This window comes from Dickeya aquatica (genome assembly GCF_900095885.1).
In the GTDB taxonomy this organism is placed as follows: Bacteria; Pseudomonadota; Gammaproteobacteria; order Enterobacterales; family Enterobacteriaceae; genus Dickeya; species Dickeya aquatica.
The window spans coordinates 4,415,227-4,441,322 of record NZ_LT615367.1; the positions used below are offsets into that span (position 1 = coordinate 4,415,227).

25 protein-coding genes and 1 pseudogene are annotated in these 26,096 nt (G+C 58.1%); 15 read left to right on the forward strand and 11 right to left on the reverse strand.

Translation table 11 applies throughout. From position 1 onward, the window contains the following. Nucleotides 1–55: 55 nt before the first annotated feature. Nucleotides 56–174, forward strand: a pseudogene (locus DAQ1742_RS20670) (IS630 family transposase); the annotation flags it as partial. A 152-nt stretch (nt 175–326) separates the two neighbouring features. On the opposite strand, the gene DAQ1742_RS19985 reads toward DAQ1742_RS20670, so the two are convergent. Together DAQ1742_RS19985 and DAQ1742_RS19990 are read right to left on the reverse strand one after the other, a co-directional pair. After that, nucleotides 327–578, reverse strand: coding sequence for a YdgH/BhsA/McbA-like domain containing protein (locus DAQ1742_RS19985; RefSeq protein WP_035338922.1), 252 nt, complete (start codon nt 576–578; stop codon nt 327–329). 136 nt (nt 579–714) lie between these two features. Continuing rightward, nucleotides 715–930 carry a hypothetical protein gene (locus DAQ1742_RS19990; protein ID WP_035338919.1) on the reverse strand — a complete coding sequence of 72 codons (216 nt, stop codon included), beginning with the start codon at nt 928–930 and terminating at the stop codon, nt 715–717. Here DAQ1742_RS19990 and DAQ1742_RS19995 point away from each other — a divergent pair. The 7 genes from DAQ1742_RS19995 (at nt 929) to pdxR (ending at nt 9,771) form a co-directional block, all read left to right on the forward strand. Then, nucleotides 929–2,569, forward strand: coding sequence for a TIGR04028 family ABC transporter substrate-binding protein (locus DAQ1742_RS19995; RefSeq protein WP_035338917.1), 1,641 nt, complete (start codon nt 929–931; stop codon nt 2,567–2,569). The genes DAQ1742_RS19990 and DAQ1742_RS19995 overlap by 2 nt on opposite strands. Nucleotides 2,570–2,595: 26 nt before the next feature. Then, the gene (locus tag DAQ1742_RS20000; RefSeq protein WP_067486514.1) at nt 2,596–3,537 is read left to right on the forward strand and encodes an ABC transporter permease; all 942 of its coding nucleotides are present in this window, start codon (nt 2,596–2,598) and stop codon (nt 3,535–3,537) included. 1 nt (nt 3,538) lies between these two features. After that, a complete protein-coding gene (locus DAQ1742_RS20005; protein ID WP_035338914.1) occupies nt 3,539–4,396 on the forward strand; it encodes an ABC transporter permease in 858 nt (285 codons plus the stop codon). Next, nucleotides 4,393–6,036: a dipeptide ABC transporter ATP-binding protein gene (locus tag DAQ1742_RS20010; RefSeq protein WP_035338912.1), complete on the forward strand. Its 1,644-nt coding sequence runs from the start codon at nt 4,393–4,395 to the stop codon at nt 6,034–6,036. The genes DAQ1742_RS20005 and DAQ1742_RS20010 overlap by 4 nt, the downstream gene beginning before the upstream one ends. Nucleotides 6,037–6,051: 15 nt before the next feature. Further along, nucleotides 6,052–7,089, forward strand: a complete 1,038-nt coding sequence (locus tag DAQ1742_RS20015; RefSeq protein ID WP_035338909.1) for a putative FMN-dependent luciferase-like monooxygenase — start codon at nt 6,052–6,054, stop codon at nt 7,087–7,089. Beyond that, complete coding sequence (locus tag DAQ1742_RS20020) at nt 7,086–8,201, forward strand: alkylhydroperoxidase domain protein (protein ID WP_035338907.1); 1,116 nt, start codon at nt 7,086–7,088, stop codon at nt 8,199–8,201. The genes DAQ1742_RS20015 and DAQ1742_RS20020 overlap by 4 nt, the downstream gene beginning before the upstream one ends. Nucleotides 8,202–8,292: 91 nt before the next feature. Beyond that, nucleotides 8,293–9,771: a MocR-like pyridoxine biosynthesis transcription factor PdxR gene (gene pdxR / locus DAQ1742_RS20025; protein WP_035338905.1), complete on the forward strand. Its 1,479-nt coding sequence runs from the start codon at nt 8,293–8,295 to the stop codon at nt 9,769–9,771. Between the two features lie 32 nt (nt 9,772–9,803). On the opposite strand, the gene glk is transcribed toward pdxR, so the two are convergent. Both glk and DAQ1742_RS20035 read right to left on the reverse strand, forming a co-directional pair. Next, nucleotides 9,804–10,772, reverse strand: coding sequence for a glucokinase (gene glk, locus DAQ1742_RS20030; protein ID WP_035338903.1), 969 nt, complete (start codon nt 10,770–10,772; stop codon nt 9,804–9,806). A gap of 75 nt (nt 10,773–10,847) precedes the next feature. Beyond that, a complete protein-coding gene (locus tag DAQ1742_RS20035) occupies nt 10,848–11,150 on the reverse strand; it encodes a DUF3861 domain-containing protein (protein ID WP_035338901.1) in 303 nt (100 codons plus the stop codon). A gap of 92 nt (nt 11,151–11,242) precedes the next feature. On the opposite strand from DAQ1742_RS20035, the gene DAQ1742_RS20040 reads away from it, so the two are divergent. Further along, nucleotides 11,243–11,683: a MarR family winged helix-turn-helix transcriptional regulator gene (locus DAQ1742_RS20040; protein WP_035338899.1), complete on the forward strand. Its 441-nt coding sequence runs from the start codon at nt 11,243–11,245 to the stop codon at nt 11,681–11,683. Between the two features lie 6 nt (nt 11,684–11,689). Here the strand turns inward: DAQ1742_RS20040 and DAQ1742_RS20045 are convergent, their stop codons facing one another. Together DAQ1742_RS20045 and DAQ1742_RS20050 are read right to left on the reverse strand one after the other, a co-directional pair. Then, nucleotides 11,690–12,214: a GNAT family N-acetyltransferase gene (locus DAQ1742_RS20045; RefSeq protein ID WP_083960952.1), complete on the reverse strand. Its 525-nt coding sequence runs from the start codon at nt 12,212–12,214 to the stop codon at nt 11,690–11,692. 78 nt (nt 12,215–12,292) lie between these two features. Beyond that, nucleotides 12,293–12,763, reverse strand: a complete 471-nt coding sequence (locus tag DAQ1742_RS20050) for an Lrp/AsnC family transcriptional regulator (RefSeq protein WP_035338897.1) — start codon at nt 12,761–12,763, stop codon at nt 12,293–12,295. Between the two features lie 211 nt (nt 12,764–12,974). Here DAQ1742_RS20050 and DAQ1742_RS20055 point away from each other — a divergent pair, with 211 nt between their 5' ends. Then, nucleotides 12,975–13,622, forward strand: coding sequence for a YitT family protein (locus DAQ1742_RS20055; protein ID WP_035345594.1), 648 nt, complete (start codon nt 12,975–12,977; stop codon nt 13,620–13,622). 69 nt (nt 13,623–13,691) lie between these two features. On the opposite strand, the gene DAQ1742_RS20060 is transcribed toward DAQ1742_RS20055, so the two are convergent. The 4 genes from DAQ1742_RS20060 to gorA all read right to left on the reverse strand — a co-directional run bounded on the left by DAQ1742_RS20060 (nt 13,692) and on the right by gorA (nt 19,170). Continuing rightward, the gene (locus DAQ1742_RS20060; protein ID WP_035338895.1) at nt 13,692–14,888 is read right to left on the reverse strand and encodes a GDSL-type esterase/lipase family protein; all 1,197 of its coding nucleotides are present in this window, start codon (nt 14,886–14,888) and stop codon (nt 13,692–13,694) included. Nucleotides 14,889–14,901: 13 nt separating this feature from the next. Next, nucleotides 14,902–16,023, reverse strand: coding sequence for an SGNH/GDSL hydrolase family protein (locus DAQ1742_RS20065; protein ID WP_035338893.1), 1,122 nt, complete (start codon nt 16,021–16,023; stop codon nt 14,902–14,904). After that, entirely contained in the window at nt 16,010–17,443 is a 1,434-nt protein-coding gene (locus DAQ1742_RS20070) for an MBOAT family O-acyltransferase (protein WP_035338891.1), read from the reverse strand. Before DAQ1742_RS20070 ends, DAQ1742_RS20065 begins: the two co-directional genes overlap by 14 nt. A gap of 374 nt (nt 17,444–17,817) precedes the next feature. Beyond that, nucleotides 17,818–19,170 (reverse strand): glutathione-disulfide reductase, encoded by a 1,353-nt coding sequence (gene gorA / locus DAQ1742_RS20075; protein WP_035338889.1) that lies wholly within the window; start codon nt 19,168–19,170, stop codon nt 17,818–17,820. A gap of 303 nt (nt 19,171–19,473) precedes the next feature. Here gorA and rnz point away from each other — a divergent pair, with 303 nt between their 5' ends. After that, nucleotides 19,474–20,403: a ribonuclease Z gene (gene rnz / locus DAQ1742_RS20080; RefSeq protein WP_035338888.1), complete on the forward strand. Its 930-nt coding sequence runs from the start codon at nt 19,474–19,476 to the stop codon at nt 20,401–20,403. Between the two features lie 50 nt (nt 20,404–20,453). Here the strand turns inward: rnz and DAQ1742_RS20085 are convergent, their stop codons facing one another. Further along, nucleotides 20,454–21,296 carry a 23S rRNA (adenine(2030)-N(6))-methyltransferase RlmJ gene (locus DAQ1742_RS20085; RefSeq protein ID WP_035345592.1) on the reverse strand — a complete coding sequence of 281 codons (843 nt, stop codon included), beginning with the start codon at nt 21,294–21,296 and terminating at the stop codon, nt 20,454–20,456. A 167-nt stretch (nt 21,297–21,463) separates the two neighbouring features. On the opposite strand from DAQ1742_RS20085, the gene DAQ1742_RS20090 reads away from it, so the two are divergent. From DAQ1742_RS20090 to DAQ1742_RS20105, 4 genes are all read left to right on the forward strand, one after another. Beyond that, on the forward strand, nt 21,464–21,748 hold the full coding sequence (locus DAQ1742_RS20090; RefSeq protein ID WP_035338886.1) for a DUF2623 family protein: 285 nt from the start codon (nt 21,464–21,466) through the stop codon (nt 21,746–21,748). A 155-nt stretch (nt 21,749–21,903) separates the two neighbouring features. After that, nucleotides 21,904–23,946 (forward strand): oligopeptidase A, encoded by a 2,043-nt coding sequence (gene prlC, locus DAQ1742_RS20095; protein ID WP_035338884.1) that lies wholly within the window; start codon nt 21,904–21,906, stop codon nt 23,944–23,946. Continuing rightward, nucleotides 23,943–24,695, forward strand: coding sequence for a 16S rRNA (guanine(1516)-N(2))-methyltransferase RsmJ (rsmJ, locus tag DAQ1742_RS20100; protein ID WP_035338882.1), 753 nt, complete (start codon nt 23,943–23,945; stop codon nt 24,693–24,695). Before prlC ends, rsmJ begins: the two co-directional genes overlap by 4 nt. Before the next feature lie 161 nt (nt 24,696–24,856). Then, on the forward strand, nt 24,857–26,047 hold the full coding sequence (locus DAQ1742_RS20105) for an MFS transporter (protein WP_180706350.1): 1,191 nt from the start codon (nt 24,857–24,859) through the stop codon (nt 26,045–26,047). The last annotated feature ends 49 nt before the right edge of the window (nt 26,048–26,096 follow it).

The window sequence follows — 26,096 nt, forward strand, 5'->3', positions numbered from 1 at the left end:
AATCCTTTCCGACATAAAAATACTTATTAATAATGCGAAAAAAATATTGGGCTGAGCGGGTTATCACCAACGCCAATTGATTAAGAATGGGGCCTTTATAGTGATATAGCGCTTCACTATTTATTGCCTTACAGTCACACGCTGAACGCAACAGAGCGCTTGTGGAAAGTGATGCTCTAACCCTTCCGGCGAGTGGTGAAAGAAAGAGCATATCAATACGGAAAAGCGCATAAAAAAAGCCAGTCAGTTGTTTAACTGACTGGCATTACCCGGATAACGGATGCAAGGGTCAATGCAACAGCTGGTGTGCTGTGATGAACGGGCGGTTACTGATAAATCGCGGCAACGCCACGCAGCTGGTTGTCGCTGCCCGTTGTCGTAATAATACGAAATTCGCTGGCTCCCGCTGCACTGGCCTTATCAGACAAGCTGGCCTGCAACCCATCGAGGGTCATCGCGGTCGCGCTGACGCTGCCGATAGCCGTTTTAGCGCTGTGCTGAACTTCAGTGGCGGCCAGGGTGCTGAACGAAACGGTAGCCAGTGCGATAACTGCAACAAAATTTTTGATAGCTTTCATGGTCAATATCCTTCACATCAAAGAGGGCTCAGTGGTTTAACTGGAGGCGTCATCGCCTTCGATGGAAGTGATAATAGAGCAGCCAGCACGCAATGAATACCGGGTTTATTTGCCTATTGTATTCAATTTTTTTGAATTAAAATCCCACCGTGAAGTTTAGGTTTTCGTCCTCACTTTTTGTGCGGTTGCAACCCGCCGTTTGCCATAAAACCGGATATGGATTACCGGTTTTGTACTTTGCCGTTTCCGGTTGCCTGTGGAAGTATCCTTTCGTATCTGGCCGCTGTTTTTCAGCGCCGACAACACCTGCACATTCGCTGACATCACTCTGATAATTAAAAGGAAAAATCATGTCTGCTTCATTGAACGCTCGACACAAGCGCGCGCTCGGCCTGCTTGCCGCCTTTGCGGTGCTCGGTTATGGCGCACCGGGTCAGGCGGCGCAAACGCCTAAAACCGGCGGCACCTTGATCTATCTCGAACAGCAACCACACACCAACCTGTACCCACCGGCGGGCGGTTTTTACCCTAACGGCGGCATTCTTAATCAGATAACCGACAAGCTGACCTACCAGAACCCGCAGACCCTGGCAATTGAGCCGTGGATTGCCGAGTCATGGACCATTAACGCCGACAGCACCGAATACACCTTTAAACTGCGCCCCGGCGTCACGTTTTCCGACGGTTCACCGCTGGATGCCAATGCGGTCGCGAAAAATTTCGACACCTACGGCCTTGGCAACAAAGAACTGAATCAGCCGGTGTCGGAGGTGATTAACAACTATTTGCGCAGCGAAGTTATCGACCCGCTGACGGTGAAGTTCTCCTTCAAAAAACCGTCGCCCGGCTTCCTGCAAGGCACGGCGGCTATCGGCTCCGGGCTGGTGTCGCTCAATACGCTGGCGCGCAATTTCAACCAGTTGGGTGACGCCACCCACATCATCGGCTCCGGCCCGTTTGTGGTCAGCAGCGAAAAACCGGGCCGGGAGCTGAAACTGGTGGCCCGTAAAGATTACCAGTGGGCACCGGCTGGCTCGGCCCATCAGGGCCGCGCCTATCTGGATGGCATTACCTATCTGGTGACGCCGGAAGACAGCGTGCGCATCGGTGCGCTGGTTTCCGGCCAGGCCGATTTTATCCGCCAGATTCAGGCCTATGACGAAAAACGGGTGCAAAGTGAGGGCATTCACATCTATGCCGCGCCCACCCGTGGCGTTAACAACAGCATCAACTTCCGCCCGGATAACCCGCTGGTCGCCGATATTCGCGTGCGCCAGGCGCTGCGTTACGCCACCAACCCGCAAGAGATAATCCAGACGCTCTACTCCGAGAATTATCCGCAGGCCACCTCAGTTCTGGCGAAAACCGCCAGCGGTTACGTCAACCTCGCCGACAAGCTGGTGTTTGACCCGCAGGCGGCCAGCCGCCTGCTGGATGACGCGGGCTGGAAAGCCGGAGCACAAGGGGTGCGGCAAAAAGAGGGGCAAACGCTGGAACTGACGGCTTACGAATCTCAGCCACAACCGCAAAACAAAGAGATGCTGCAACTGCTGGCACAGCAGTGGGCCAAAGTAGGTGTGAAGCTGAACGTGCTGGCGGGTGATGCTGGCAGCAAAACCGTAGACAGCCTCGACCCGCTGAAAACCGGCGTTGCGCCGGGCATGGTGGGCCGGGCCGACCCGGATGTGCTGAAAAGCCAATATTACCCGACGCTGCGTAACGTACTGCTGCAAAAAGGCGGCACCAGCGACAAGGTGAAAACCTTTGCCGATGACCGCCTTAATACCCTGCTGGATGGCATCGCCTCGGCGACCGACCGCGAGCAGCGGCTGGCGCTGGTCGGCGACGTGCAGCGTTACCTTATCGATCAAGCGTACGTGATCCCGATTTTTGAAGAACCACAGGTCTACGCCGGGCGTGCCACCACGCAGGGCATCGGCTTTGAAGCCGTCGGCCGCCCGAGTTTCTACAACACCTGGCTTGATAAATAACCGTTCCACTTAACGGAGGACAAGGGATGTCAATAACCGCGCTAACCACCCGCCTTGGCCACGCTCTGTTAGTGCTGTGGGCGGCGTTTACCCTGTCGTTCCTGCTGTTGCAGGCGCTGCCCGGTGATGCTGTGCTGATTAAATTCATGAGCCCGGAACTGGGCCTGAGCGCCAGCCAGATTGCCGAACAGCGCCAAATTTACGGGGCCGATGTACCGCTGTTCACACAGTATCTCGCCGCGCTTTCGCGCCTGTTACGGGGCGATTTTGGCCTGTCGCTGCAAGCGGGTTTGCCTGTCAGCACGCTGCTGTTAACCAACCTGCCCGCCACGCTGCAACTGGCGGCGCTGGGGTTTGTCGCCGCGCTGGTTCTGGCCATCGCGCTGGCGTTTCTCTGCGCCCTGACGCCATTTGCCTGGCTGCGCCAGTTGTTTCAGTCGGTGCCCTCGCTTTTGATCTCGATTCCGACATTCTGGCTCGGCATCGTGCTGATTCAGGTGTTCTCCTTCCGGCTGGGCTGGATTTCCGTCATCAATCCCGGTGAGCTGGAAGGGCTTATCCTGCCGGTGCTCACCTTGTGCGTGCCGATTGCCGCCCCGATTGCGCAGGTGCTGATGCGCAGCATCGATCAGGTACTGGCGCAGCCGTTCGTGGCGGTGGCGCGCGCCAAAGGCCTGCACCGCAGCAGTGTGTTATGGCGGCATGTAGCGCGCAACGCCATCCTGCCCGCGCTGACGCTGGCCGGGCTGTTGTTGGGCGAGTTGATTGCCGGGGCGCTGGTGACGGAAACCGTGTTTGGCCGCAGCGGATTAGGGCAACTGACGCAAGAGGCGGTCAACACGCAGGATGCCAGCGTCTTGCAGGCGATTGTGCTGATTTCAGCCAGCGCATTTGTGGTCGTCAATCTGCTGGTGGACGGGCTGTATCGCCTGCTCGACCCGCGTCTGAAAACTGTCTCGCAGGTGTGATATGACCATCATTCAACTGGAAAAAATCACCTTCTCACGGCGCATCCGCACGCCGCATTTGCGCCGTTTCGTGCAACAGCCGGGGCTGACGCTGGCCTGGCTGGTCGTCATAACCGTGGTGCTGTGGGCGCTGTTTCCCGCGTTTTTTACCGCCCATTCACCGCTGGAAGGCATCGCCGGTGCCCAGCGCCAGCCACCCGGCGGCGCGGCGCTGTTAGGCACCGACCAGTTAGGGCGCGATCTCTACGCCCGGCTGGTGTATGGCGCATCACATTCGCTGTCAGGTGCAGTATTGGCCGTGTCGCTGGGGCTGATTGCCGGTGGCTTGCTGGGGTTACTGTCGGGAGCCATCGGTGGCCGCCTCGACACACTGTTGATGCGCGGCGTGGATGTGCTGCTGGCGATCCCAGGCCTGCTGCTGGCGTTGAGCGTCATCATTTTGCTGGGTGTGAGCAACCTGCACGCCGCCATTGCCGTCGGCGTTACCTCTATCGCCAATTTTACCCGGCTGACGCGCGCGGAGGTGCTGCGCGTGCGCCACAGCGATTATGTCGAAGCCGCTTTCGGTAGCGGCGGCACCTTTTTCAGCGTGCTGTGGCGGCACCTGTTACCCAACGCGCTGACCAGTGTGCTGGCGTTCGCCGCGTTACAGTTCGGCAGTGCGATCCTGGCGCTGGCCACACTCAGTTTTCTGGGTTACGGCGCACCGCCGCCCACGCCGGAATGGGGGTTATTGATAGCCGAAGGCCGTAACTATCTGGCCAGCGCCTGGTGGCTGACCACCTTCCCCGGCCTGCTGGTAGTCGCCGTGGTGCTGTCGGCCAATCGCATCAGCCAGTCCATCAGGAGGCAGCCATGACACACGCACCCATCCACAGCGCCCCGCCGGTGCTGGAGCTGGAGGACGTCACCATTACATATCGGGGCGACGAAGGCGAACGCACGGTGGTCGAAGGGGTGTCGTTTCGCGTGGCACCTGGAGAAGTGGTGGCGCTGGTCGGCGAGTCCGGCTCAGGGAAAACCACCACCGCGCAGGCGGTGATTGGCCTGCTGGCTGACAATGGCCGTCTGGCTCGCGGTGCGATTCGCCTCAACGGTACTGACATCAGCCGCTGGTCGCAAAGCCGGCTGGCCGGTATCCGGGGTCGGGTCATCAGCCTGGTGCCGCAAGATCCCGGCAACTCGCTGAACCCGGTAAGAACCATTGGCGATCAGGTTGATGAGATACTGCGTTTGCACCAAAAAACCGACCGCCACACCCTGCGCCAGCAAACGCTGACGCTGCTGACGCGCGTCGGGCTGACAGACCCGGCGCTGCGCGCCAGCCAGTATCCGCACGAGCTGTCCGGCGGCATGAAGCAGCGTGTGTTAATCGCCATCGCCATCGCGCTCAAACCGGCGCTGATCATCGCCGATGAACCGACCAGCGCACTGGATGTCACGGTGCAACAGCGCATTCTCGACCTGCTTGATGAACTGCGCCGGGAAAGCGGCACCGCGATTTTATTCGTCACCCACGATTTGGCCGTTGCCGCCGAGCGCGCTGACCGCCTGCTGGTGTTTCAGCAAGGCTATATTCAGGAGCAGGGGCCAACCCGGCAGGTACTGAGCGCGCCCCAAAGCCCGTACACCCGCACACTGCTGGCGAACATTCCCGCGCAGGCCGCGCTGCACCGCCCGTTACGCGCCAGCAGCGCGCCACCCATCGTGCAAGTGGAACAACTGGTGCAGGATTTCCCGCCCGGCGGCGGGCGGCGTAACGCGTTTCGGGCGGTGGATGGCGTCTCTTTTCAGGTGCAGCCCGGCACCACCCATGCGATTGTCGGCGAGTCGGGTTCAGGGAAAACCACCACCGCGCGCATGATAATGGGCTTTCAGCGGCCAAGCTCAGGCCGCATTCTGATAAACGGCACCGACATGACACAACTGCGCGGCGAGGCGCTGCGCCAGTTCCGCCAGACCATTCAACTGGTGTACCAGAACCCCTACGGCTCGTTAGACCCGTCGCAACGGTTGTTCGATATCGTAGAAGAGCCGCTGCGCAATTTTCAGCGTCACTCGCGCACTGAGCGCGCCCGTTTGGTTCACGCCATGTTCGAGCGCGTCGCGCTACCTGGCACGCTGTTGCAGCGCCGCCCGCAAGAGCTCTCCGGCGGCCAGCGCCAGCGCGTCGCTATTGCCCGTGCGCTGATTCTGGAGCCCAAAATCCTGGTGCTCGATGAAGCGGTTTCCGCGCTCGACGTCACCGTGCAGGCGCAAATACTGCGCCTGCTCGACGAGCTGCAAGCCTCGCTGGGGCTGACGTATCTGTTTATTTCGCACGATCTGGCCGTGGTGCGCCAGATAGCCGACACCGTTTCCGTGCTCTATCACGGTCGGCAGGTGGAAACCGGGCCGGTGGCCGACATTTTCCACCGCCCCACCGCCCCCTATACTCAGGCGCTGCTCCATGCCATTCCCGGCCAGCGCCCCGTCTCGTCGTTAAGAGACTCAGCCTAAATCAAGGAGTTAATCATGACGCAAAAACGTCTGGGCTTTTTCACCCGGCTGCTGGACGACGCCCCCGCCGGGCAGCGTTACCGGCTGGCCTGCGAGCAAATTATTAAGGCAGAACAACTGGGTTTTGACAGCGCCTGGGTTGCCCAGCACCATTTCCACGCCGACGAGGGTGGCCTGCCCTCGCCGCTGGTGTTTCTGGCGCATGTGGCATCTCAGACCCGCCGCATTCGGCTTGGCACCGGCGTCATCACGCTGCCGATGGAGCAACCGCTGCGGGTGGCGGAAGATACGGCTGTTCTTGACCTTCTCAGCGGCGGGCGGCTTGAGGTCGGCATCGGCTCCGGCGGCACCCCGTCATCCTTTACCGCGTTCGGCCATGACAGCGCCCGGCGCGGCGAGATCCTCGGGCGTTACCTCAGCCAGGTGCGCGCGGCCTGGGCCGGTGAGCCACTGAGCGACGATGGCAACCAGCTCTACCCGGCAGCCGCACACCTGAATCGCCGGGTGTGGCAGGCCACCTTTTCGCCAGAGGGCGCGCGCCGCGCGGGTCAGGCTGGTGACGGGCTGATGCTATCGCGCACGCAGCCGCGCCCGGACGGTTTTCCTGATGCGACGCTGGCTGACCTGCAAAACCCGATGATAGACGCCTATCTGGCGGCACTGCCACCCGGCGTGACGCCGCGAATTATGGGGTCACGCAGCGTGTTTGTGGCCGATGACCGGGCGCTGGCGCTGCAACTGGCCGACAGCGGTTTGCGCCGTTCGGCGGCACGGCTGGCGCAACTGGGCCGCCCGGCGCGCGATGGCTCGGTCGCGGAACTGATCGCCTCGTTTGACAGCCATGTCGGCACGCCGGAGGACGTGATTGCCTCGCTTGCCGCCGACAGCGCACTGGCACGCGCCACCGACATCGCCTTTCAGGTGCATTCCATTGACCCTCCGCACGCCCATATTTTGCGCTCGCTGGAGCTTATCGCCAGCCGGGTTGCCCCGGCGCTGGGCTGGTCATCCCAACATGCCTTTGCCGGTAACGCCACACAGGAGCTTGTATGACTCACCCGACTGTAGACATCATCGCACAACTGGCACAGATAGCCCCCGACTCCGCGCTGGCGCAGGCCAGAGCGGTACGCGAAGCTGCTACCCGCCACACCCAGGGCAGTTATGACGTGCTGTTCAGCCACCCGCCACAGGGCAATTTATCGCTGGCGCTGCGTTTTTTCATCGCCTCGCACGTCAGCACCTTGCATGACAATGCGGCACTCGCACAGTTTTATGCCGGTCGGCTGGCCGATTTTCCCACACCGGCCCGCGACGAGGCGTTAACCCAGGCGCTGGCGCACGCCGAGCGCCTGACGCGCCACCCCGTGGCGGCAACGCCAGCCCACCTGCATGAATTACAACAGGCTGGCTGGAGCGATGACGATATCGTCACGCTGTCGCAACTGGTGGCGTTTGTCAGTTTCCAAAGCCGTCTGGTGGTGGGGTTGCAGCAACTCACCACCGCCGCGCCGCTGGTGGCAAACACCGCTGACGTCACCGCCGGTCACTGGCATACCCAGCCGTTGACCCACAGCAACAAAACCGCCCCGACGGCCTTTACGCAGGGTGAGTTGGGCTGGGAGCCGTGGATAGCCGCGAAACCGCTGGCGGCCTTCAGCGAAGAGGAACAGGCGGTTCTGGCGCGTTTTGGTCATACCGAATCGGATTATTTCCGCCTGCTGGGGCGCAACCTGCCGCTGCTCGAGCAACGCACCCTGACCGACAAGGGCATTTTTTATACCTCGGGCGGCCTGCCGCGCAGCGAGCGCGAACTGGCGGCCACGGTGGTCAGCAAGGTCAACGGGTGTATTTATTGCGCCTCGGTACATGCGCGCAAGGCAAGCCAGCTGTCAAAACAGGATGACGCGGTGCAGCGCTTATTGAATGTGCCGCCGGGCGGCTCTCTGGCGGCCGGACAAGACCCGCGCTGGCAGGCGATCATCACCTTTGCCGCCCGGCTTTCTGCGACCCCGGCGCAGGTCAGCTCGCACGATGTCGATAGCCTGCGGGCAGCGGGGCTGGATACACAGGCCATCCTCGACCTGATTCAGTCCACCGCGTTTTTTGCCTGGGCTAACCGCCTGATGCTGACGCTTGGCGAACCGTTCTGGCCCTCACACTGACCCGCACCGGTCAGTGCGTGTTGAGTGCGCACTGACCCGGTACATATCTTGCTTGCCTGTGTTACCCGATTCAACACAGGAGTCAGCCAGCATGAACGACCACTGTTTGCATATTGATTTTGTGGCGCACCGCAGCCTGCAAGAACAGTTGCGTGAAACGTTGATTGCCTCGATTCTGGCCGGGGTATTTCCCGTCGATGAAGCGCTGCCGTCATGCCGTAAGCTATCGTGTCAGTTGAATATTTCACGCAATACCGTCGCGCTGGTGTATGAGGGGCTGCAAAGCGATGGCTATCTGGTGAGCCGACCGCGCAGCGGTTACTACCTGCACCCGGATTACCATCAGCCTGCTGACGTGCCCGCCCCCAACGCCGCGCCCGCCGCTGAACACGGCCAGGCACCAGATTGGGGCAAACGCCTGAACGTCAGCCCCAGCAATTTCCTCGCCATCATGAAACCAGCGCAGTGGATGTCGTTTCCCTACCCGTTTATTTACGGCCAGCCCAACACCCAGCTCTTCCCGATTGAGCAATGGCGTGATACCACCCGACGCGTCACCGGCAGCCACCGCGATCACCACTGGCTGTATGACAATATCGATCAGGACGTGCCGTTCCTGATTGAACAGTTGCGCCAGCGTATTTTGCCCAAGCGCGGCATCATCGCCCGCGCCGATGAGATTCTGATTACGCTAGGCTCGCAAAACGCCCTGAGCCTGCTCTCGCAGCTCCTGTTTAACCGCAACACCCGGGTGGCGGTAGAAAATCCGGTGTTCCGCGAGGCCATCAACGCCTTTGCCTTGCAAGGCGCGCACATCGTTCCCCACGCGCTGGATGATGAAGGGCTCGTGCTCGACGCGCACTCGGCGCAGTGTGACTACTTTTACGTCACCCCCAGCCATCAGGCCCCGACCGGCGTCAGAATGAGCAACGCACGGCGCACCGCGCTGCTGGCCCATGCCAGCCGCTATGACCAGATAATCATTGAAGATGATTACGACTCGGAAACCAATTTCGACCCGCACCCTCGGGCGGCGCTGAAAGCCAGTGACGTTAACCGCCGGGTGATTTACGTCAGCAGCCTGTCCAAATCGCTGTCGCCGGGCCTGCGGCTTGGCTACCTGGTCGCCCCCTCAGAGCTGATAGACGAATTGCGGGCGCTCAGGCGGCTGATGTATCGCCACCCGCCCACCAACATCCAGCACCAGATGGCGCATTTTCTGGCGCAAGGCTATTACGAGGCGTACCTGCACCGCTATCGGGAAGACTCGGCGCGGCGCTGGCATCAATTAAATAACGCGCTGGGCCGCGATTTGCCCCACTGCCAGCGTCGGGCGGGCAGCGAACATGCCAGCGCATTCTGGCTGCAAGCCCCTGATGGCGTAAACACCCAGCAACTGGCATGGCGCGCCGCCCATGCCGGGGTAGTCATTGAACCCGGTCAGGCGCATTTTCTCGGGCCGCCGATGCCGGGAAATTACTTCCGGCTCGGCTTTCACGCCATCCGGCCGGAACAGATTGATGAGGGGATTCGTCGGTTGGCTCTCGCGCTGGAGCAGGTGGCCCGCTAACGCCAAAAGCGAGAGCGGGCCTGCCAGCACGATTACAGCGTTTGCCCCAGCGCCTGACGCAGGTAGGCTCCCGCGCCCAGGAGCCCCGGATGCGGGTGGGTGATCATAAACACCGGAATATCGGCAAGGTAGTCACGAAAGCGGCCTTTATCTTCGAAGGCGCTGCGAAAACCGGAGTTGCGGAAGAATTCGAGGAAGCGCGGCACAATGCCGCCTGCGATATAAACGCCGCCAAAGGTGCCGAGCGTCAGGGCCAGATTGCCGCCAAAACGCCCCATCAGCACACAAAACAGCGACAAAGCGCGCAGGCAGTCAACATCGCTGTGCGCCAGCGCGCGCTCGGACACCACCTGCGGCGTCAGCGCTTCCGGCACCCGGTTATCCGCTTTGACGATGGCGCGATAAATGTTGACCAGCCCCGGCCCGGAGAGCACCCGCTCGGCAGAGACATGCCCCAGTTCCTGACGCAGCACCTGTAACAGCAGGTCTTCTTCTTCGCTGTTGGAGGCGAAATCAACGTGCCCGCCTTCGCCCGGCAGACTGAGCCATTTGCCCCCGACTGCCAACAGGTGCGCGACGCCAAGCCCGGTGCCCGCGCCGTATATCGCAACCGGTTTGCCTTTCTGCGGCTCGCCGCCGCCAAGCTGGATAACGTCATCGCCGCCCAGCACCGGCACCGCCATGCTGACCGCCGTAAAATCGTTGATCACCGCAAGCTGTTCAAAACCAAGGTTTTGCTGCATTTCCGCCATCGAAAATGCCCAGTGATGATTGGTCATCGCCACCCAATCGCCCGTCACCGGGCAGGCGATGGCGATACACCCATGTTTAACCGACGCCTCTGGATGGGCGGCTAAAAACAGCCGGATCACCGTTTCCAGACTGTCGTGCTCGTGCACGGCATAGTGCTGGCTGTGCGCAATCGCACCGTTTTCCAGCTCGCACAGCGCAAGGCGCGCATTCGTCCCGCCGACATCACCTACCAGCGCATACTGAGGCATAAATCATGGTCTCCCGTTGCAATGTCATCTGCCAACATGCGGCAAACGGCACCGGCAGAGCGTTTGCCACCGCACTCAGGCGTCATCACTCTTCCGCGCACCTTTTTTCAGCCGCAGCATAAAATCACGAAAATGGGGTGCCAGCTCTGCAAACAGCGGGTCTTTGCGGTGGGCCATCATGACCTCGCCAAACAGTTTCAAACCCGTGCAGAACGCTGCCACTTCGGCATCCGGCAGGATCGCCCTGGCCCGGACTCGTTCAATAATTTCCAGAATATCGTCATGATTGGTGGCGTCAAACGTCAGAGTCTGATTTTGTGGCGTGTCATCGCGATTATCGGCGAGTTTTTCCAGCGTGATACGATAGTGATACGGCATGATTTTATCCTTGCTGTTTGTAAATGGCGCAGAGCGCCACATGGTTGATATTATCAACCATACACTTCAATGGTTGATAAGGTCAACAAATAATGAATAACACGGCTGACACTCAAATGTTCGACCTGCTCGGTGAATTGATCCACGGGTTTAAACAACGTCTGCAAGAAAGCACGGCATTGAGCGAGGCCGGGCTGGCTCCGTTTCAGGCCCGCACGCTGGGAATGATTGCCCGCCACCCGGCACAAAGCCAGCATCATCTGGTGACGCGCTCGGGCCGGGACAAGGCGCAAATCGCGCGCCTGCTTAAAGAGCTGGAGGCGCTGGGGCTGATTCAACGCCAGCCGTCGCCGGATGACCGGCGCGCGCAGGTGGTATCGCTCACGGAAAAAGGATGGGCTATCCATCAGCAGGTGGTGGCGGCACGCAGCGCGTTATTGCAGCAGGCGTTTAGCAACGTCAGCGAAGAAGAGCGCCGCCAGTTTGCGCAAGTGCTGCAAAAAATGCAGCAAAACCTGGCAGCGGCACAATAATGTCAGTCAGTCAGTCAGCCGGGCTGGGGCGGCGGTGTTGATATCATCCGCACCGCTGTCGCTTGTCGTCTGTTGGCGATAGATATCCCGACGCAGTAACGTCCAGGTGTAATCCGGCTGGTTCACCGCTTCATACCCTAATTTCTGGTATAACCACGGGGCCGTCGAGGTCAGCAGCAACTGGCGGCGCAGGCGCTGCAAACCCGGGTGCGCCAGCGTGCATTGCACCAGAAACCGCCCCAGCCCGTTGCCCTGATGGGCCGGGAGCACAAACACATCGCATAAATAACCGAAGGTGGCGAAATCCGTCACCATGCGCGCCAGCCCGATTTGCTGCGTGCGATGGTAAAGCCCAAAGCACAGGCTATTTTCCAGCGACAGCGCCACCGTTTCTTTATCGATACCCGCCGCCCAGGATGATTCGGTGAGATAACCGTGCACCGTATCCAAATCAAGCTGCCGTGGGTCTGTTGAAACCCAATACTCTCCCTGACGCCATTGCTGTGGCGCACGCGCACCTGTATTTAACAAAGCTCACCCCCGTTGATACATGCCTTTCCCCACTAAACGACCCGCACTCGCGCAGCGCCCGTGCGTTATCGGTTGCTCTTAGCCATGCGCTTTTACCGGCAGCGCGGTTTTATGAATCAATCGCCGTAGCGAAAAAGATGACTGCACATCACGCAGCCCTTCGATTTTTATCAGCTTCTTTTGCAAAAAGCGCTCAAAATCAGACAGGCTGGCGGCCACCACCCGCAGCATGAAATCATGGCTGCCAGACATCAAATGGCACTCCATCACTTCATCAAAGGTGGCTATCTGCTGTTCAAACTTGCGAAAGGTGGCTTCCGATTTCGGCTCAAGCGTCAGCGAGATATAGGCATTGACCGGGAAACCGGCTTTTTCCTGATCCAGCAACGTGACATAACCCTCGATAACCCCGGCGTCTTCGAGCTGTTTTAGCCGCCGGGTACAGGGTGTGGCTGATAAACACACCCGCTCGGCCAGCGTCGTGGTTTTCAGGCGCGCATCCTGCTGGAGTTCATTCAACAGCTGCGCATCTATACGATCGATCTTCATGAGTGAATTTCCCCAAATCATCGCCCCAAACGAGTGACGAGCCCTAAAAATGGCAGAATAAACCCTCCTTTTTAGTTAAATCTCACTCAATGATCAATGTTAATTTGAGCGCTAAAAGTGAATGCAAAATCACACAAGATGCAAATATATGCATTTCTTATGGCTAAAAACAGATGACGCACAACGAATGACAGGCAATGAGGGTAACACCGTGATCAAAGAGTCAGCTTTGCCCGCCGCGTCCCCGGCAACTCCGCCCAAAACCGGGCTGTCACACACGCTGAAAGATGATATTTACGGCCTGGCGCTCGGCGTGATGTTCATCGCCTTTGGCCTGAATATGTTGAAATTATCCGGCATGGTAACGGGCGGTATTGCCGGTATCGCGTTACTGCTTTCCTACCACCTGCCGCTGTCGATAGGGGTGTTGTTCATCCTGACCAACATCCCGTTTATGATTTTTTGCTATTTCAGCATGGGGCGCGCGTTTACGCTGAAAACCCTTGTCGTTAATATCACCTTGAGCGCCGCCACCCAGACGGTGCCCTATCTGCTGAAGATTAACTACATTCATCCGCTGTTTTCCGCCCTGGTCGGCGGCACGTTTCTCGGCATGGGGATTTTGTCACTGGCGCGCCATAACGCCTCGGTTGGCGGCACCGGCGTGGTGACGCTCTGGCTGTATCAGCGCTTTGGCATCAACGCGGGGAAAAGCCAGATGCTGTTGGATGTGCTGGTGTTTGCGCTCTCGCTCATCAACCTGCCGCTGCCGTTGTTGCTGTGGTCGGCCCTGAGTGCGCTGGCGATGAACGCGATGCTGATGAACTGGCATAAACCGGGGCGCTATCAAGGCGGTTAGTCTGTGCCGACTGGCACAAACGTCATCAGATATCGCCCCGTGTTTATCGGAATTGCAGGCTACAACGGCTTATTTTGCCGCCTGTAGCAAGGTGGAGAATTGCTGCCAGAGCGCATCGGCACTGCGCTGATAACCCTGCTGGCTGAGGTGGATAAGATCATTGCGCGCATAGCCTTGGGCGTTCCATTTCTCAATGGCGCAATCCCCGCCCATGTAATCAAACCAGTTCCAGAATAACGCCTGATTGGCACGGGCAACCTCGCGCTGCACCTCAATGATAGCCTTCAGGTTTTCCGGCTGCCGCTGTAGGCACGACGCACCATTTTTGTTGCTGATGCTGCTCCCCGGCCCCACCAGCAAAATCACCGTATTCGGCAGTCTCTGGCGAATGGTCTGCACGTACTGCTGGTAATTTTGCTGGTAGCGCTGCAAATCCAGTTGCCGGTCAAAGGCTTCGTTGGTGCCGTAGGCCAGAATCACCATATCCGGTTGCAACGCCTGAAGTGTCGAGGGCCAGTTGAGGTGCCATTTATCCAGCATCGTGACCTGCGCGCCGTTAATGCCAAGCGCACTGAGCATCACGCCGCCTGCGCGCGGTGAGCGCAATAACCAGCCCGCCAGTTGACTGCCCGCGCCCGCAGAGAGCGAATAATTGACCGGCGAGTGTGTCGTGACTGGCGCACTGAGCTGCCAGCGCGCCTGGCTGTCCGGCAGGGTAACGCGCTGGCCTGACAGTTGCAGCACGCTGTCTGCCTGATTGCGGTACAACGCCTGTACCTGCATGTCATCACCGTTGCGGGTGGCGAATTGTGCGCTATTGCCCGCTTGCATCGGCGTGGCAATATTCCCGCCCAGCGTAAACGCCGGATCGCTATTGCGGCGGCTGGTAATCAGGCTCCAGCCTCTGGCTTTACCAAACACCACCTGATCATAACGATTACCCGGCACCGCCACCGGGCTGACAAACCCGGCACCGCCATCACCATATTGCTGCTGAAAATGCTGGCGCAGCTGGCCGGAGAAAAAATCCGCCGCCGTGTGCGAGTCACCGAGTTGCAGGATGTGTACCTTTTCCTGGTTGCTGTTTGCCAGCTTGCGCTTCATTTGCGCCAGCCTGACATCACCGTAATCAACCAGTTGTGCCTCACTGCTCCCTGTACCGGGCGTGTTGACAACCAGCGGCGCATTGCCGCTTTCCCGATGGCAGGACGTGAGCAGCATAAGACAAACTGCTGTCAGCATCAGATACCACTTTTTATTTTTCATTTCTATCATCACCTTAATGGCTCACCTCGTTCTCTGAGGGAGATATCGCAATCTTGTCGAAAATACGATCGGCTATCATTTTTTGCCCGGCGGGCGAAAAATGGACGCCATCGCCGCTGCGAACGCGTATTTTCTGCTTCTCTTGCTTAATCTCAGCCGAGTAGTTCGTGTCGCGGTAGCCAAAGATCTCGTTTACCTGAATCAAAATCTGATTCGCTGCCGTCACCTCAGCCTGATACAAGCCATCAAGGTAATGCATGCCATAGTTGAGCTTTTTATTCTCCATATTCGGCGGAGAAACCCATATGACAGGAATCTGTTTTTCTCGGGCTAAACGGATGATCGTTCGGATACGTTCGCGGTAGGCCTCTTCCCATTCCTGCGAGGCGAATTTAAGGAACGGCTTTCCTTTGCCGGCAGGCATGTCCCACGGGTCGTTCGGGCCTAAAAACACCACCAACAACCCGACATTTTGCCGCCGCTTCAGTTCTCGTTCGAGCGTGAGCGGCCAGTTAAAAAAGCCCGGATAAGCAAGGCCGGTGCTGCGTTTACTCAAATCAATCCCAGCCAGATGATAGCGGTCACGCAGCATTTTGATGACGTGCGGCGCAACGCCTTCCATCATCGAATCACCCATAAACATTACGGCTTGGCTGGGTTTTAGCGCAACCGGTGTGGTCAACGGCACAACCGGAACACCGGATAAACCGTTCGGTGAAGGCGGTAACACCAATGGCGATGGCGGCGACAGCACTACCGAGGCAGAAGGCGCTGACAGCGCAGGCACATCGGGATGGCTCCCCAACTCAGGCCCGGCATCGGCTGATGAGGGTGACGACACCGACGCCTGAGCCTCGGCGCTCTCCGGCTCATCGCCACCTGATGCAGATTCCTCCCCAGACCAGTTCGCCACAAACGCCTCTTTTGCCGCTTGTGCCGCCTTCATCACCCGATCGCCCAATACCCAAGAGGGATGCGTGTTGCTTTCCCACGGGCTTTTCTCGTGAAAATGCAGTTCCCAGTAACCATTAATCGAATGCTGGTTTAACCAAATTAGCCCAATAATGGCACTCAGCATCACCAAAAAGCTTTTCAGAACGTGTGATAACGTTGCGCGATACTCAGAAATTGGCATAAATAAACCCGGGAACGCCAGCAGGAGAAAGGAAAAAAACCAGTGCGAGGAATGAGAAAATCATCACCGGAACCACATACCACTCACATTGCGCCAGTACCTCTTTCAGGGTTTGGCGCAGCGTCAGCCAGATGGGATAGAACACCAGCAGGCTGAGGAAGAAACCTAACGTTGCCATCTCGCTCACAGAGAGTTCGGCAATGCGCGCCTGCGCGATAACCGACAGCATGGTCAGCGCGCTGCCAAGGCTATCGGCACGAAAGAAAATCCACGCCAGACAGACAAAATGAAACGTCAGTAAACGCGCGATGGCACCAGACAGCAGCGGCAGGCGTATCGCAGGCTGGTATTTTTCCGGCAGGCGCGATAGCCACCCCAGTTTGCTCCAGCCGTTATACGCCACCAGCCCGGCTCCGTGTATCGCCCCCCACACCATATAATTCATGCTGGTGCCATGCCAGATACCGGAAAGCACCATGGCAATAAGCAGATTGCGCTGCGTCTTCCACCAGCCGTGACGGCTGCCGCCGAGCGGAAAATAGACATAATCACGAATAAAGCTCGACAGGCTGATATGCCAGCGGTGCCAAAACACCTTTATATTTTCCGCCAGATAAGGGTGATCGAAGTTTTTTGCCGCCTCAAAGCCCAGCAGCAAGGCAATCCCCGTCACCAGATTGGTATAGCCGGAAAAATTAAAATAAATCTGCCAGGCCCAGGCATAGGTGGCGATGACCGCCTGCCAGCCGGTATAACTGGCCTGATCGCCAAACGCCGGGGCGACGTAATGCTCATCAAGCCAGGTATTGAGGAAAAACAGTTTGGCTATCGCCAATGAAATTAAAAACAGCGCGCGCGGCCATGACTGTAACTGGCGCGGGGTGCTGCGGGCTATTTGCGGCATCAAATGCAGCGCGCGGTTCACCGGGCCAGCTAACAGCGTGGGGAAAAAATTCAGATACAGCAAGGTATCCGGCAGGCTGGGCTGCTTCATTTTCCCCTGCGCCGCTGACATCACTAAGCTCACCGCATTAAACAAGTAAAAAGAGAGCCCGACCGGCAGCAACACATTGAGCACCGGCAAACTGAGCGGAATATGGCAGGCCACCAACAGACTCTGCACACCATCACGTAACCCGGTGTAATATTTAAATAATAAAAAGAAAACGGCAATAAAGAGAATTAATAGAAAAGGGATGATTTTTTTGAAATGAAATTGGCAAGAGAGCGTCAGCAAACACCAGACGGATACGCTAAATAACAGTAATACCACCAGTGACTGCCAGCCGGATAAATACACCAGCACATAGCCGGTTATCAACAACAGGGCGTTTTGTATTTTTACCCAGGGTGACACCAGCCAATACACCAGAAATAACGCCAGAAAGAAAAAACAGAACTCAACAGAAAGAAAATTCATCAACATCATCCCTGCATTTATGAAAAATGCGCGTTAACCCGGTATCCAGCCTGTTCGTCAGGAACACAATACAGCACGGACTATCGCCATTTTTCATCTTGCAGCCTGACGCGGCACTGCTTTCCCGGCGGATATCACGCCATCCATACCTTGGCATTCACAGTGTGAGCACGGTGGTTGGCAAAACATGAATGAGGGAAAAGAAATGGGCAGCAGCCGTGCTGCTTTTTATTGCGAGGGGTATTTTACTTAAAAGACAGCAAAACGAAAGAATTTGACCACAGTTTACCGCAATGGTTCAGCGCTGAAGGCGATAAAAATAAAAACCGTGCGGCGGACGCGCTCATTGCCGCCACACGGTTAATCACCCGCGATTAGCGCATGGTGACAAACTCTTCCGCCGCCGTCGGGTGAATGGCAACCGTGTTATCAAAATCCCGCTTGGTTGCGCCCATTTTTACCGCGACCGCGAAGCCTTGCAGAATTTCATCCATCCCAAAACCGATACCGTGTACGCCAACCACCTTTTCCTCTAGCCCGACACAGACCAGTTTCATGCGGCAAGGCTGACGATGCTGCGTGACCGCCGTATACATGGCGGTAAACGCCGATTTGTACACTTTCACCTGGTCATCGCCATACTGGGCGCGGGCCTGCGGCTCCGTCAGCCCGATGGTGCCTATCGGCGGGTGGCTGAACACCACGGTAGGGATGTTGCTGTAATCCAGATGCTCATCCGGTTTGTTGTTAAACAGCCGCTCAGACAGGCGACGACCGGCGGCAACCGCAACCGGCGTCAGCTCAACCGCACCGGTGTTATCGCCAACGGCATAAATACCCGGCACGCTGGTGTTCTGGAATTTATCCACCACGATGTGGCCTTTTTCGTTGCGTGCAACACCGGCAGCCTCAAGGTTGATGGCATCCGTCGCGGGCTCGCGGCCTATCGCCCAAATCAGGCAATCCACCGTTTGCTGATGACCACTCTCCAGATGCAGTGTCAGGCTGCCATCCGCGTTTTTCACCACGGCGCTGGGGATGGACTCGGTATGCAGCGTCGGCCCTTCGGTGTTCATCACCTCAACCAGCGTTTCGACAATCAGCGGGTCAAACTGGCGCAGCGGCGCATGTTTGCGCACAAACAGATGTACCTCTGCGCCCAGCGCATTCAGTACACCGGCAATCTCCACTGCGATGTAACCAGCGCCAACCACCGCCACCCGTTTTGGCAGCGCCGTCAGCGCAAAGAAACCATCAGAATCAATGCCGTACTCCGCACCCGGGACAGACGGTCGCGTTGGCCGCCCGCCGGTGGCAATCAAAATATGGTCAGCGGTGATACGTTCGCCGTTCACTTCCACCGTGTGCGCATCGACAAAACGCGCAAACCCTTGAATGACCTCAACCTGATTTTTACCCAGCACCGTATTGTAAGACTGATGGATGCGGTCAATGTAAGCGCTGCGATTTTTCAGCAAAATATCCCAGTTGAACTGATTTACCGTCACATCAAAGCCGTAATCAGGCCCATAGTGGTGAACCGCCTCGGCAATCTGCGCGGCATGCCACATCACTTTTTTCGGCACACAACCGACGTTCACGCAGGTGCCGCCAAGGTGTTTGGCTTCAATCAACGCGCATTTCTTGCCGTACATCGCCGCACGGTTTACAGAAGCAATACCGCCACTGCCGCCGCCAATGGCGAGATAGTCATAATGTCTGGTCATCCGGGCTCCACACTTACTTTTCAAATGATTAGAATAAGGAAACGGGCGACGCCAGCAGGCAATGTCTCATCCTGCCGGTGAAAAACGCGCCATCACTAAAAACATACTGGCGAAAAGTCTAACGCCTGTCATCGGCATCCGGCAAATCCCTATCGTGCCCCGCTCTATTGCGCTAAACAATTGCGCTAAACAACAGCCGGTGATTGTATGAAGAAACGAATAGCGGCTCGCGACGGTTTTGAAAATCGGTGCAATAGGTAAAATGCGCCACCGCCCATCATCGCCTCAGTGCTGGAGTAAGGCATGGAACTGATTTTTCTCGGCACCAATGCCGGTGTGCCAACCCAAACGCGCAACGTCAGTAGTCTCGCACTTGATTTGCACGGCATCCGGCCTGCTTTTTGGTTGTTTGACTGCGGCGAAGGCACCCAGCACCAAATTTTGCGCACCCCGGTCAAACCGGGCAAGCTGGAGAAAATATTCATCACCCACCTGCACGGCGACCACATTTTCGGCTTGCCGGGCCTGTTGTGCTCGCGCGCGATGGGCGGTATCGACACGCCACTCACGCTCTACGGGCCGTGCGGGCTAAAAGCCTTTGTCGAGCAGGCGCTGACCCTCAGCGGTTCCTATCTGACTTATCCGCTCAATATCATCGAACTGGATGTCAAAGAGGGGGAATCAGCGCGGGTCTGTGAGGATGAGCACTTACAGGTCACGGCCTGTGTTCTCTCCCACACCCTCTATTGTCTGGGCTACCGTATTGAAGAACGCCCCAAACCGGGGCCGCTGAATGTGGCGAAACTGGCGGCTGAGGGCGTAAAACCCGGCGTCTGGTTTCAGCATCTCAGGCGCGGCGAAACCGTCACGCTGGATGACGGACGGGTGCTGAACGGCTGGGATTATGTCGGCCCCGCCACACCGGGTAAGTCATTGGCTATCTTTGGCGACACCCGCCCTACGCCTGCGGCACGCCTGCTTGCCGCAGGCGTCGATGTGATGGTTCATGAGGCCACGCTGGAAGGGGCCATGGCCGGGCGCGCCAGCGAACGCGGCCACTCCACCACCTTACAAGCCGCCGCTGCCGCACGGGATGCCGGAGCCAGACGGCTCATCATCACGCATTTCAGCGCCCGTTACGGGCAGGCAGACCTGGCGCGGTTACAACAGGAGTGCCAGACGGTGTTTGCGGCCACCGAGGTGGCACGCGACTTTGCCACCTTCCGGGTTTAACGCTCCGGTTTCGTGGCTGTGCTCTCTTACTTCTTACTTCCTACTACTTCTTACTCCGGCACCACCCATTCCAAACGGGTGTGGCCGGTGCCTGCGGGCACCAGTGCCTGATGCAGCCACGGCAGCACGCGCTTCATCTGCGCTTCCAGCGTCCAGGGCGGGTTAATCACAATCATGCCGGAAGCCGTCATGCCGTGGCGGTCGCTGTCTGGCAGTACCGCCAGCTCAATTTGCAAAATACGGCGGATCCCGGTGGCTTCAAGATCTTTGAATAACCGCTTGATATGCTGGCGTAATACCACCGGATACCACAGTGCATACACGCCGGTGGCAAAACGGCGATAGCCCTCCTGAATGCCTTTGACCACATCCTGATAATCCGTTTTCAGCTCATAAGGCGGGTCTATCAGCACCAGCCCACGGCGCGAGAGCGGCGGCAACTGGGCTTTTAACTGCTGGTAGCCATCTTCACGCATCACGCGCGCCCGGCTATCCCGTGCAAACTCCTGACGCAGCAGCGGAAAATCGCTGGGGTGCAGCTCGGTGAGGTGAATTTTATCCTGCTCGCGCAGCAGTTGCCGGGCAATCAGCGGGGAACCGGGGTAGTAACGCAGCCTGTCACCGGAATTGTAGGAACGCACCACTTGCAGGTAAGGCTCAAGCTCGGCGGGAATATCGTCCCGCTGCCAGAGCCGCCCAATCCCTTCAAGATACTCACCGGTACGCTCGGCATGCTCACTTTGTAGCTGATAACGGCCTGCGCCAGAATGCGTATCCAGATACAGGAACGGTTTTTCCTTCTCTTTCAACGCGGTAATGATCAGACTCAGGACGGTGTGTTTCAGCACATCGGCATGATTGCCGGCATGAAAACTGTGGCGGTAACTCAGCATAAGGGTCGGTTTTCCGAAAAGAAAAAGCACAAAGAGAAAAAAGATCAGACGCCACAGTATAAACGCTTCGGCACAAAATCGCCCGTGGCGATCGCACCCAGCCTCTGCCATTTCTCACCCACTTGGTTATATAATTAAATACATAGCGATAGACACAGGCAGGCAACATGAAAAATCACTTTGGCGATGGCATTCTGGCCGGTCTGAACGCGCAGGCCCCTCTCTCTGATAGCGACATCCGGCGTTACTGTGACGATTACCGGCGTGGTTATGTCTGCGGCTATGCCCACCAGCTCGCCTCGCAGCACGGCAGGCAGCAGGCGGCGTTTAAAGCCGGGCAACTGTGCCGCCGTTACGGCTTAATGCGTGACATCGTGGCGGAGTTTTTTAGCGACGTGACAAACCCGTCGCTGGTGGGCTGGTTTTACGCCGGATACGACCAGCACAGTTGAGCGTCTGACACCGCTTGACCTTTTCCCGCCGGTTCATCTTTTTTTGCGGCGAGCCTGACCCGGCTGTGCGCCCGACCATTGATTTTCCGTTTGTTACCCCTCATGTTAAGTCATTATCAAGCCTTTCTTCTTATTCAATCATTCAGGACTGCGCCATGACCAATCCATTACTGTCCGCTTTTACCCTGCCCCCGTTCTCCCAAATCACAATCGAACACATCCTGCCTGCGGTTAAACAGGCGCTGGAGGTCTGTCGGCAAACCGTTGAGCGTGTCGTCGCCCAACCCGGCCCGTTCACCTGGGATAACCTGTGTCAGCCACTGGCGGAAAGTGATGACCGGCTGGGGCGGATTTTTTCTCCGGTCAGCCATCTGAATTCGGTGAAAAACAGCCCGGAACTGCGCAGCGCCTACGAACAGTGCCTGCCGCTGCTGTCAGAATACGGCACCTGGGTTGGCCAACATGCCGGTCTGTACCGTGCGTATCGCAGCCTGCGCGACGGCGAACATTATGCCGCGCTCAGTGTGGAGCAGAAAAAAGCCGTCGATAACGCGCTGCGCGACTTCGAGCTGTCCGGCATTGGGTTAGCGCCGGAACAGCAAAAACGTTACGGTGAAATTGTCGCCCGCCTGTCGGAACTGGGTTCGCAGTTCAGTAACAACGTGCTCGATGCCACCATGGGCTGGAGCAAACTGGTCACGGATGTGAATGAACTCAATGGCCTGCCGGAAAGTGCGCTGGCCGCCGCCAGTGCACTGGCTGAGTCCAAACAGCAACAAGGCTGGCTGCTGACGCTGGACATTCCAAGCTACCTGCCGGTGATGACCTATTGTGCCAACCAGGCACTGCGTGAAGAGCTGTACCGCGCTTACGTCACCCGGGCTTCTGAACAAGGGCCGAATGCCGGCCAATGGGATAACAGCGCCATCATGGAAGAATTGCTGGCGTTGCGTCACGAACTGGCGCAACTGCTGGGCTTTGACAGCTTCGCCCACAAATCGCTGGCGACAAAAATGGCGGAAAACCCGCAGCAGGTGCTGGATTTCCTGACCGACCTGGCCAAACGCGCTCGCCCGCAAGGGGAGCAGGAACTGGCGCAACTGCGCGCATTCGCCAGAGAACATTTCGGTGTTGATGAGCTGAACCCGTGGGATATTACCTATTACGCCGAACAGCAAAAGCAGCACCTGTATTCCATTAGCGATGAGCAATTGCGCCCCTATTTCCCGGAACCTCGCGTACTGGAAGGGCTGTTCGAGGTGGTGAAACGCATTTACGGTATTCACGCCAAAGAGCGCCAAGACGTTAACGTCTGGCATCCTGAGGCGCGTTTCTTTGACCTGTTTGATGAAAGCGGCGCGCTGCTGGGCAGTTTCTACCTCGATCTGTACGCCCGCGAGCACAAGCGTGGCGGAGCCTGGATGGACGAGTGCGTCAGCCGGATACGTAATGGCAACGGCGAGCTGCAAAAACCGGTGGCATACCTGACCTGTAATTTCAACCGCCCGCTCAATGGCAAACCGGCGCTGTTCACGCACGACGAAGTTATCACGCTGTTCCATGAATTCGGCCACGGCCTGCACCACATGCTAACGCGCATTGAAACCGCAGGCGTCTCCGGTGTTAACGGCGTGCCGTGGGATGCCGTTGAGCTGCCGAGTCAGTTTATGGAGAACTGGTGCTGGGAGCCGGATGCGCTGGCATTTATTTCCGGCCATTACGAAACCGGCGAACCGCTGCCGCAGGACATGCTTGATAAGATGCTGGCAGCGAAAAACTACCAGGCGGCGCTGTTTATTCTGCGCCAACTGGAATTTGGCCTGTTTGACTTCCGTTTGCACGCCGGTTATGACCCGGCCAAAGGCGCGCGCGTGCTGGAAACACTGGCGGACGTCAAAGCGCAAGTCTCGGTGATTAAAAGCCCGGAATGGAACCGCTTCCCGCACTCATTCAGCCACATCTTCGCCGGTGGTTACGCGGCAGGTTACTACAGCTACCTGTGGGCCGATGTGCTGGCCGCCGATGCGTTCTCGCGCTTTGAAGAAGAGGGCATTTTTAACCGAGACACCGGGCTGTCATTTCTGGACAACATCCTGTCACGGGGCGGTTCGGAGCAGCCGATGGAACTGTTCAAACGCTTTCGTGGCCGCGAGCCGCAACTGGATGCGATGCTGAAACACTACGGCATTCAGGGATGAAAATAGGTTTACTGACCGAAGCCGGTGCCGCACCCGAGGCGCTGGCGCAAATGGCGCAGCGCTGGGGGCTGGAAAACGACGACCATGCGGCGCTGGCGCTGGTGCTCACCCCGGAGCGGCTGGAATTACGTAAATGCGATGAGCCGAAGCTCGGCGCTATCTGTGTGGATTTTGTTTCTGGCGCGATGGCGCATCGCCGCCGCTTCGGCGGTGGCCGGGGCGAGGCGGTGGCCAAAGCCGTCGGCATCAAAAAAGACTATCTGCCCGACGTGGTGGATGCCACCGCCGGTCTGGGGCGCGATGCGTTCGTGCTGGCCGCACTCGGTTGCCGGGTGCGTATGGTGGAGCGCCACCCGGTTGTCGCCGCGTTGCTGGATGACGGCTTAGAGCGCGCCTATCAAGACCCGGAGATCGGCGGCTGGCTGCGCGAGCGCCTGACGCTGCTACACGCCTCCAGCCTCGATGCGCTCAGTGCCATTACGCCGCCGCCGGATGTGGTCTACCTTGACCCGATGTTTCCCCACCGCCAGAAAAGCGCGCTGGTGAAAAAGGAGATGCGGGTGTTTCAGTCGCTGGTCGGTGCGGATGATGACGCGGATGCGCTGCTGGAACCCGCGCGCCATCTGGCCAAAAAACGCGTGGTGGTGAAACGGCCTGACTACGCGCCGCCGCTCGCTGGCATTCCTGCGCAGTCAGCGCTGGCAACCAAAAGCCACCGGTTCGATTTTTATCTGCCGCTGACCCGGTAATCACGACTGGCCGCACCATTCTCCCGGCGGCCAGCTTCCTGCATTCCACACCCAACGCTCATTAACAGCCTGATTAAAAATAGGCGACTACCCATTGTGACGATATGTTAGCCTTGTTGCCAAAAGCAGGATTCAACCGTGGGCAGACAGGATAAATAATGATGAAAATAAATAAGTTACCACTACTGGCACAGGTTTCCTCCGCCCACTGGGTCAGCCATTTCCATATGATGGTGCTGCCCGCACTGATGCCGCTTATTTTCGCGCAACGCGGCATCAGTTATGTCGAGATCGGTGTCGCCCTTGGGGTATTCAATGTGGTATCCGCCATCGTGCAAACGCCTATCGGTTTTGCCGTGGACAGGCTCGGCCCGCGGCGTACCCTGATTGCCGGGCTGGTTCTGGGCAGTCTGAGCTTTCTGTCACTCAGCGTGCTGACCAGTTACCCGTGGATGGTCATCGCTATGGCGCTGGCCGGGCTTGCCAATGCGGTATACCACCCGGCAGATTACGCGCTGCTGTCACGCGGCATTGATGAAAACCGCATGGGCCGTGCGTTCTCGGTACACACGTTTTCAGGTTTTCTCGGCACCGCCGTCGCCCCTGCTATCCTGCTTGGCATTGCCGCACTCACCCATCTCGGCGTGGCATTTGCGCTCGCCGGGCTGGCAGGTTTAGTGATTGTGCCGATGCTGTCAGGCGATGCGCAGGCTGATGCCGCGCCCGCGCGCCACAACGCAAACGCCGCCAGCGCGCTACCGGTGCGCCTGTTTACCCTGCCAATTTTCGCACTGCTGGTGCTGTTTATGTTGCTTAACCTCAGCACCAGCTCTATTCAGAATTTCTCGGTCACGGCGTTAGTGAACGGTTACGCCATGCCACTTTCTCACGCCAACATCGCCCTGACGGCATTTCTGTTTACCAGCGCCTTCGGCGTACTGGCCGGGGGTCACCTGGCGGATAAAACCCGCCATCACGGGCTGGTTGCCACCGGCTCACTGGTGATAACTGCGGTGCTGGTTGCCATTGTCGCGCTCTACCCGTTACCGTTTCTGGCCACCACGCTGCTACTCGGCGTCGCCGGTTTTCTCTCCGGGATCATCGCGCCATCACGGGACATGCTGGTACGCGCCGCGTCACCGGCCGGTGCGGAAGGGCGCGTCTTTGGCATCGTCACCACCGGCTTTAACATCGGCGGCGCAGGCGGCCCGGTGGTGTTTGGCTGGCTGCTGGATAACGGCCACCCGTCCGCCATTTTCTGGTCGGCCGTTATCTTTATGGTGATTACGGCGGTAATGGCGTTGGCGCAGGAGCGTTACGGGGCAAAAACCCAGGCCGGGCAGCCCCAATGACACCCGGCGGTTCCGTTATCCATAAAAAAACCCGCATCCAGTGCGGGTT

Coding starts and splice junctions, on each gene's coding strand:
- DAQ1742_RS19985 (WP_035338922.1), bottom strand. CDS start 578: ATGAAAGCTATCAAAAATTTTGTTGCAGTTATCGCACTGGCTACCGTT.
- DAQ1742_RS19995 (WP_035338917.1), top strand. CDS start 929: ATGTCTGCTTCATTGAACGCTCGACACAAGCGCGCGCTCGGCCTGCTT.
- DAQ1742_RS19990 (WP_035338919.1), bottom strand. CDS start 930: ATGATTTTTCCTTTTAATTATCAGAGTGATGTCAGCGAATGTGCAGGT.
- DAQ1742_RS20000 (WP_067486514.1), top strand. CDS start 2,596: ATGTCAATAACCGCGCTAACCACCCGCCTTGGCCACGCTCTGTTAGTG.
- DAQ1742_RS20005 (WP_035338914.1), top strand. CDS start 3,539: ATGACCATCATTCAACTGGAAAAAATCACCTTCTCACGGCGCATCCGC.
- DAQ1742_RS20010 (WP_035338912.1), top strand. CDS start 4,393: ATGACACACGCACCCATCCACAGCGCCCCGCCGGTGCTGGAGCTGGAG.
- DAQ1742_RS20015 (WP_035338909.1), top strand. CDS start 6,052: ATGACGCAAAAACGTCTGGGCTTTTTCACCCGGCTGCTGGACGACGCC.
- DAQ1742_RS20020 (WP_035338907.1), top strand. CDS start 7,086: ATGACTCACCCGACTGTAGACATCATCGCACAACTGGCACAGATAGCC.
- pdxR (WP_035338905.1), top strand. CDS start 8,293: ATGAACGACCACTGTTTGCATATTGATTTTGTGGCGCACCGCAGCCTG.
- glk (WP_035338903.1), bottom strand. CDS start 10,772: ATGCCTCAGTATGCGCTGGTAGGTGATGTCGGCGGGACGAATGCGCGC.
- DAQ1742_RS20035 (WP_035338901.1), bottom strand. CDS start 11,150: ATGCCGTATCACTATCGTATCACGCTGGAAAAACTCGCCGATAATCGC.
- DAQ1742_RS20040 (WP_035338899.1), top strand. CDS start 11,243: ATGAATAACACGGCTGACACTCAAATGTTCGACCTGCTCGGTGAATTG.
- DAQ1742_RS20050 (WP_035338897.1), bottom strand. CDS start 12,763: ATGAAGATCGATCGTATAGATGCGCAGCTGTTGAATGAACTCCAGCAG.
- DAQ1742_RS20060 (WP_035338895.1), bottom strand. CDS start 14,888: ATGAAAAATAAAAAGTGGTATCTGATGCTGACAGCAGTTTGTCTTATG.
- DAQ1742_RS20065 (WP_035338893.1), bottom strand. CDS start 16,023: ATGCCAATTTCTGAGTATCGCGCAACGTTATCACACGTTCTGAAAAGC.
- DAQ1742_RS20070 (WP_035338891.1), bottom strand. CDS start 17,443: ATGAATTTTCTTTCTGTTGAGTTCTGTTTTTTCTTTCTGGCGTTATTT.
- gorA (WP_035338889.1), bottom strand. CDS start 19,170: ATGACCAGACATTATGACTATCTCGCCATTGGCGGCGGCAGTGGCGGT.
- rnz (WP_035338888.1), top strand. CDS start 19,474: ATGGAACTGATTTTTCTCGGCACCAATGCCGGTGTGCCAACCCAAACG.
- DAQ1742_RS20085 (WP_035345592.1), bottom strand. CDS start 21,296: ATGCTGAGTTACCGCCACAGTTTTCATGCCGGCAATCATGCCGATGTG.
- DAQ1742_RS20090 (WP_035338886.1), top strand. CDS start 21,464: ATGAAAAATCACTTTGGCGATGGCATTCTGGCCGGTCTGAACGCGCAG.
- prlC (WP_035338884.1), top strand. CDS start 21,904: ATGACCAATCCATTACTGTCCGCTTTTACCCTGCCCCCGTTCTCCCAA.
- rsmJ (WP_035338882.1), top strand. CDS start 23,943: ATGAAAATAGGTTTACTGACCGAAGCCGGTGCCGCACCCGAGGCGCTG.
- DAQ1742_RS20105 (WP_180706350.1), top strand. CDS start 24,857: ATGAAAATAAATAAGTTACCACTACTGGCACAGGTTTCCTCCGCCCAC.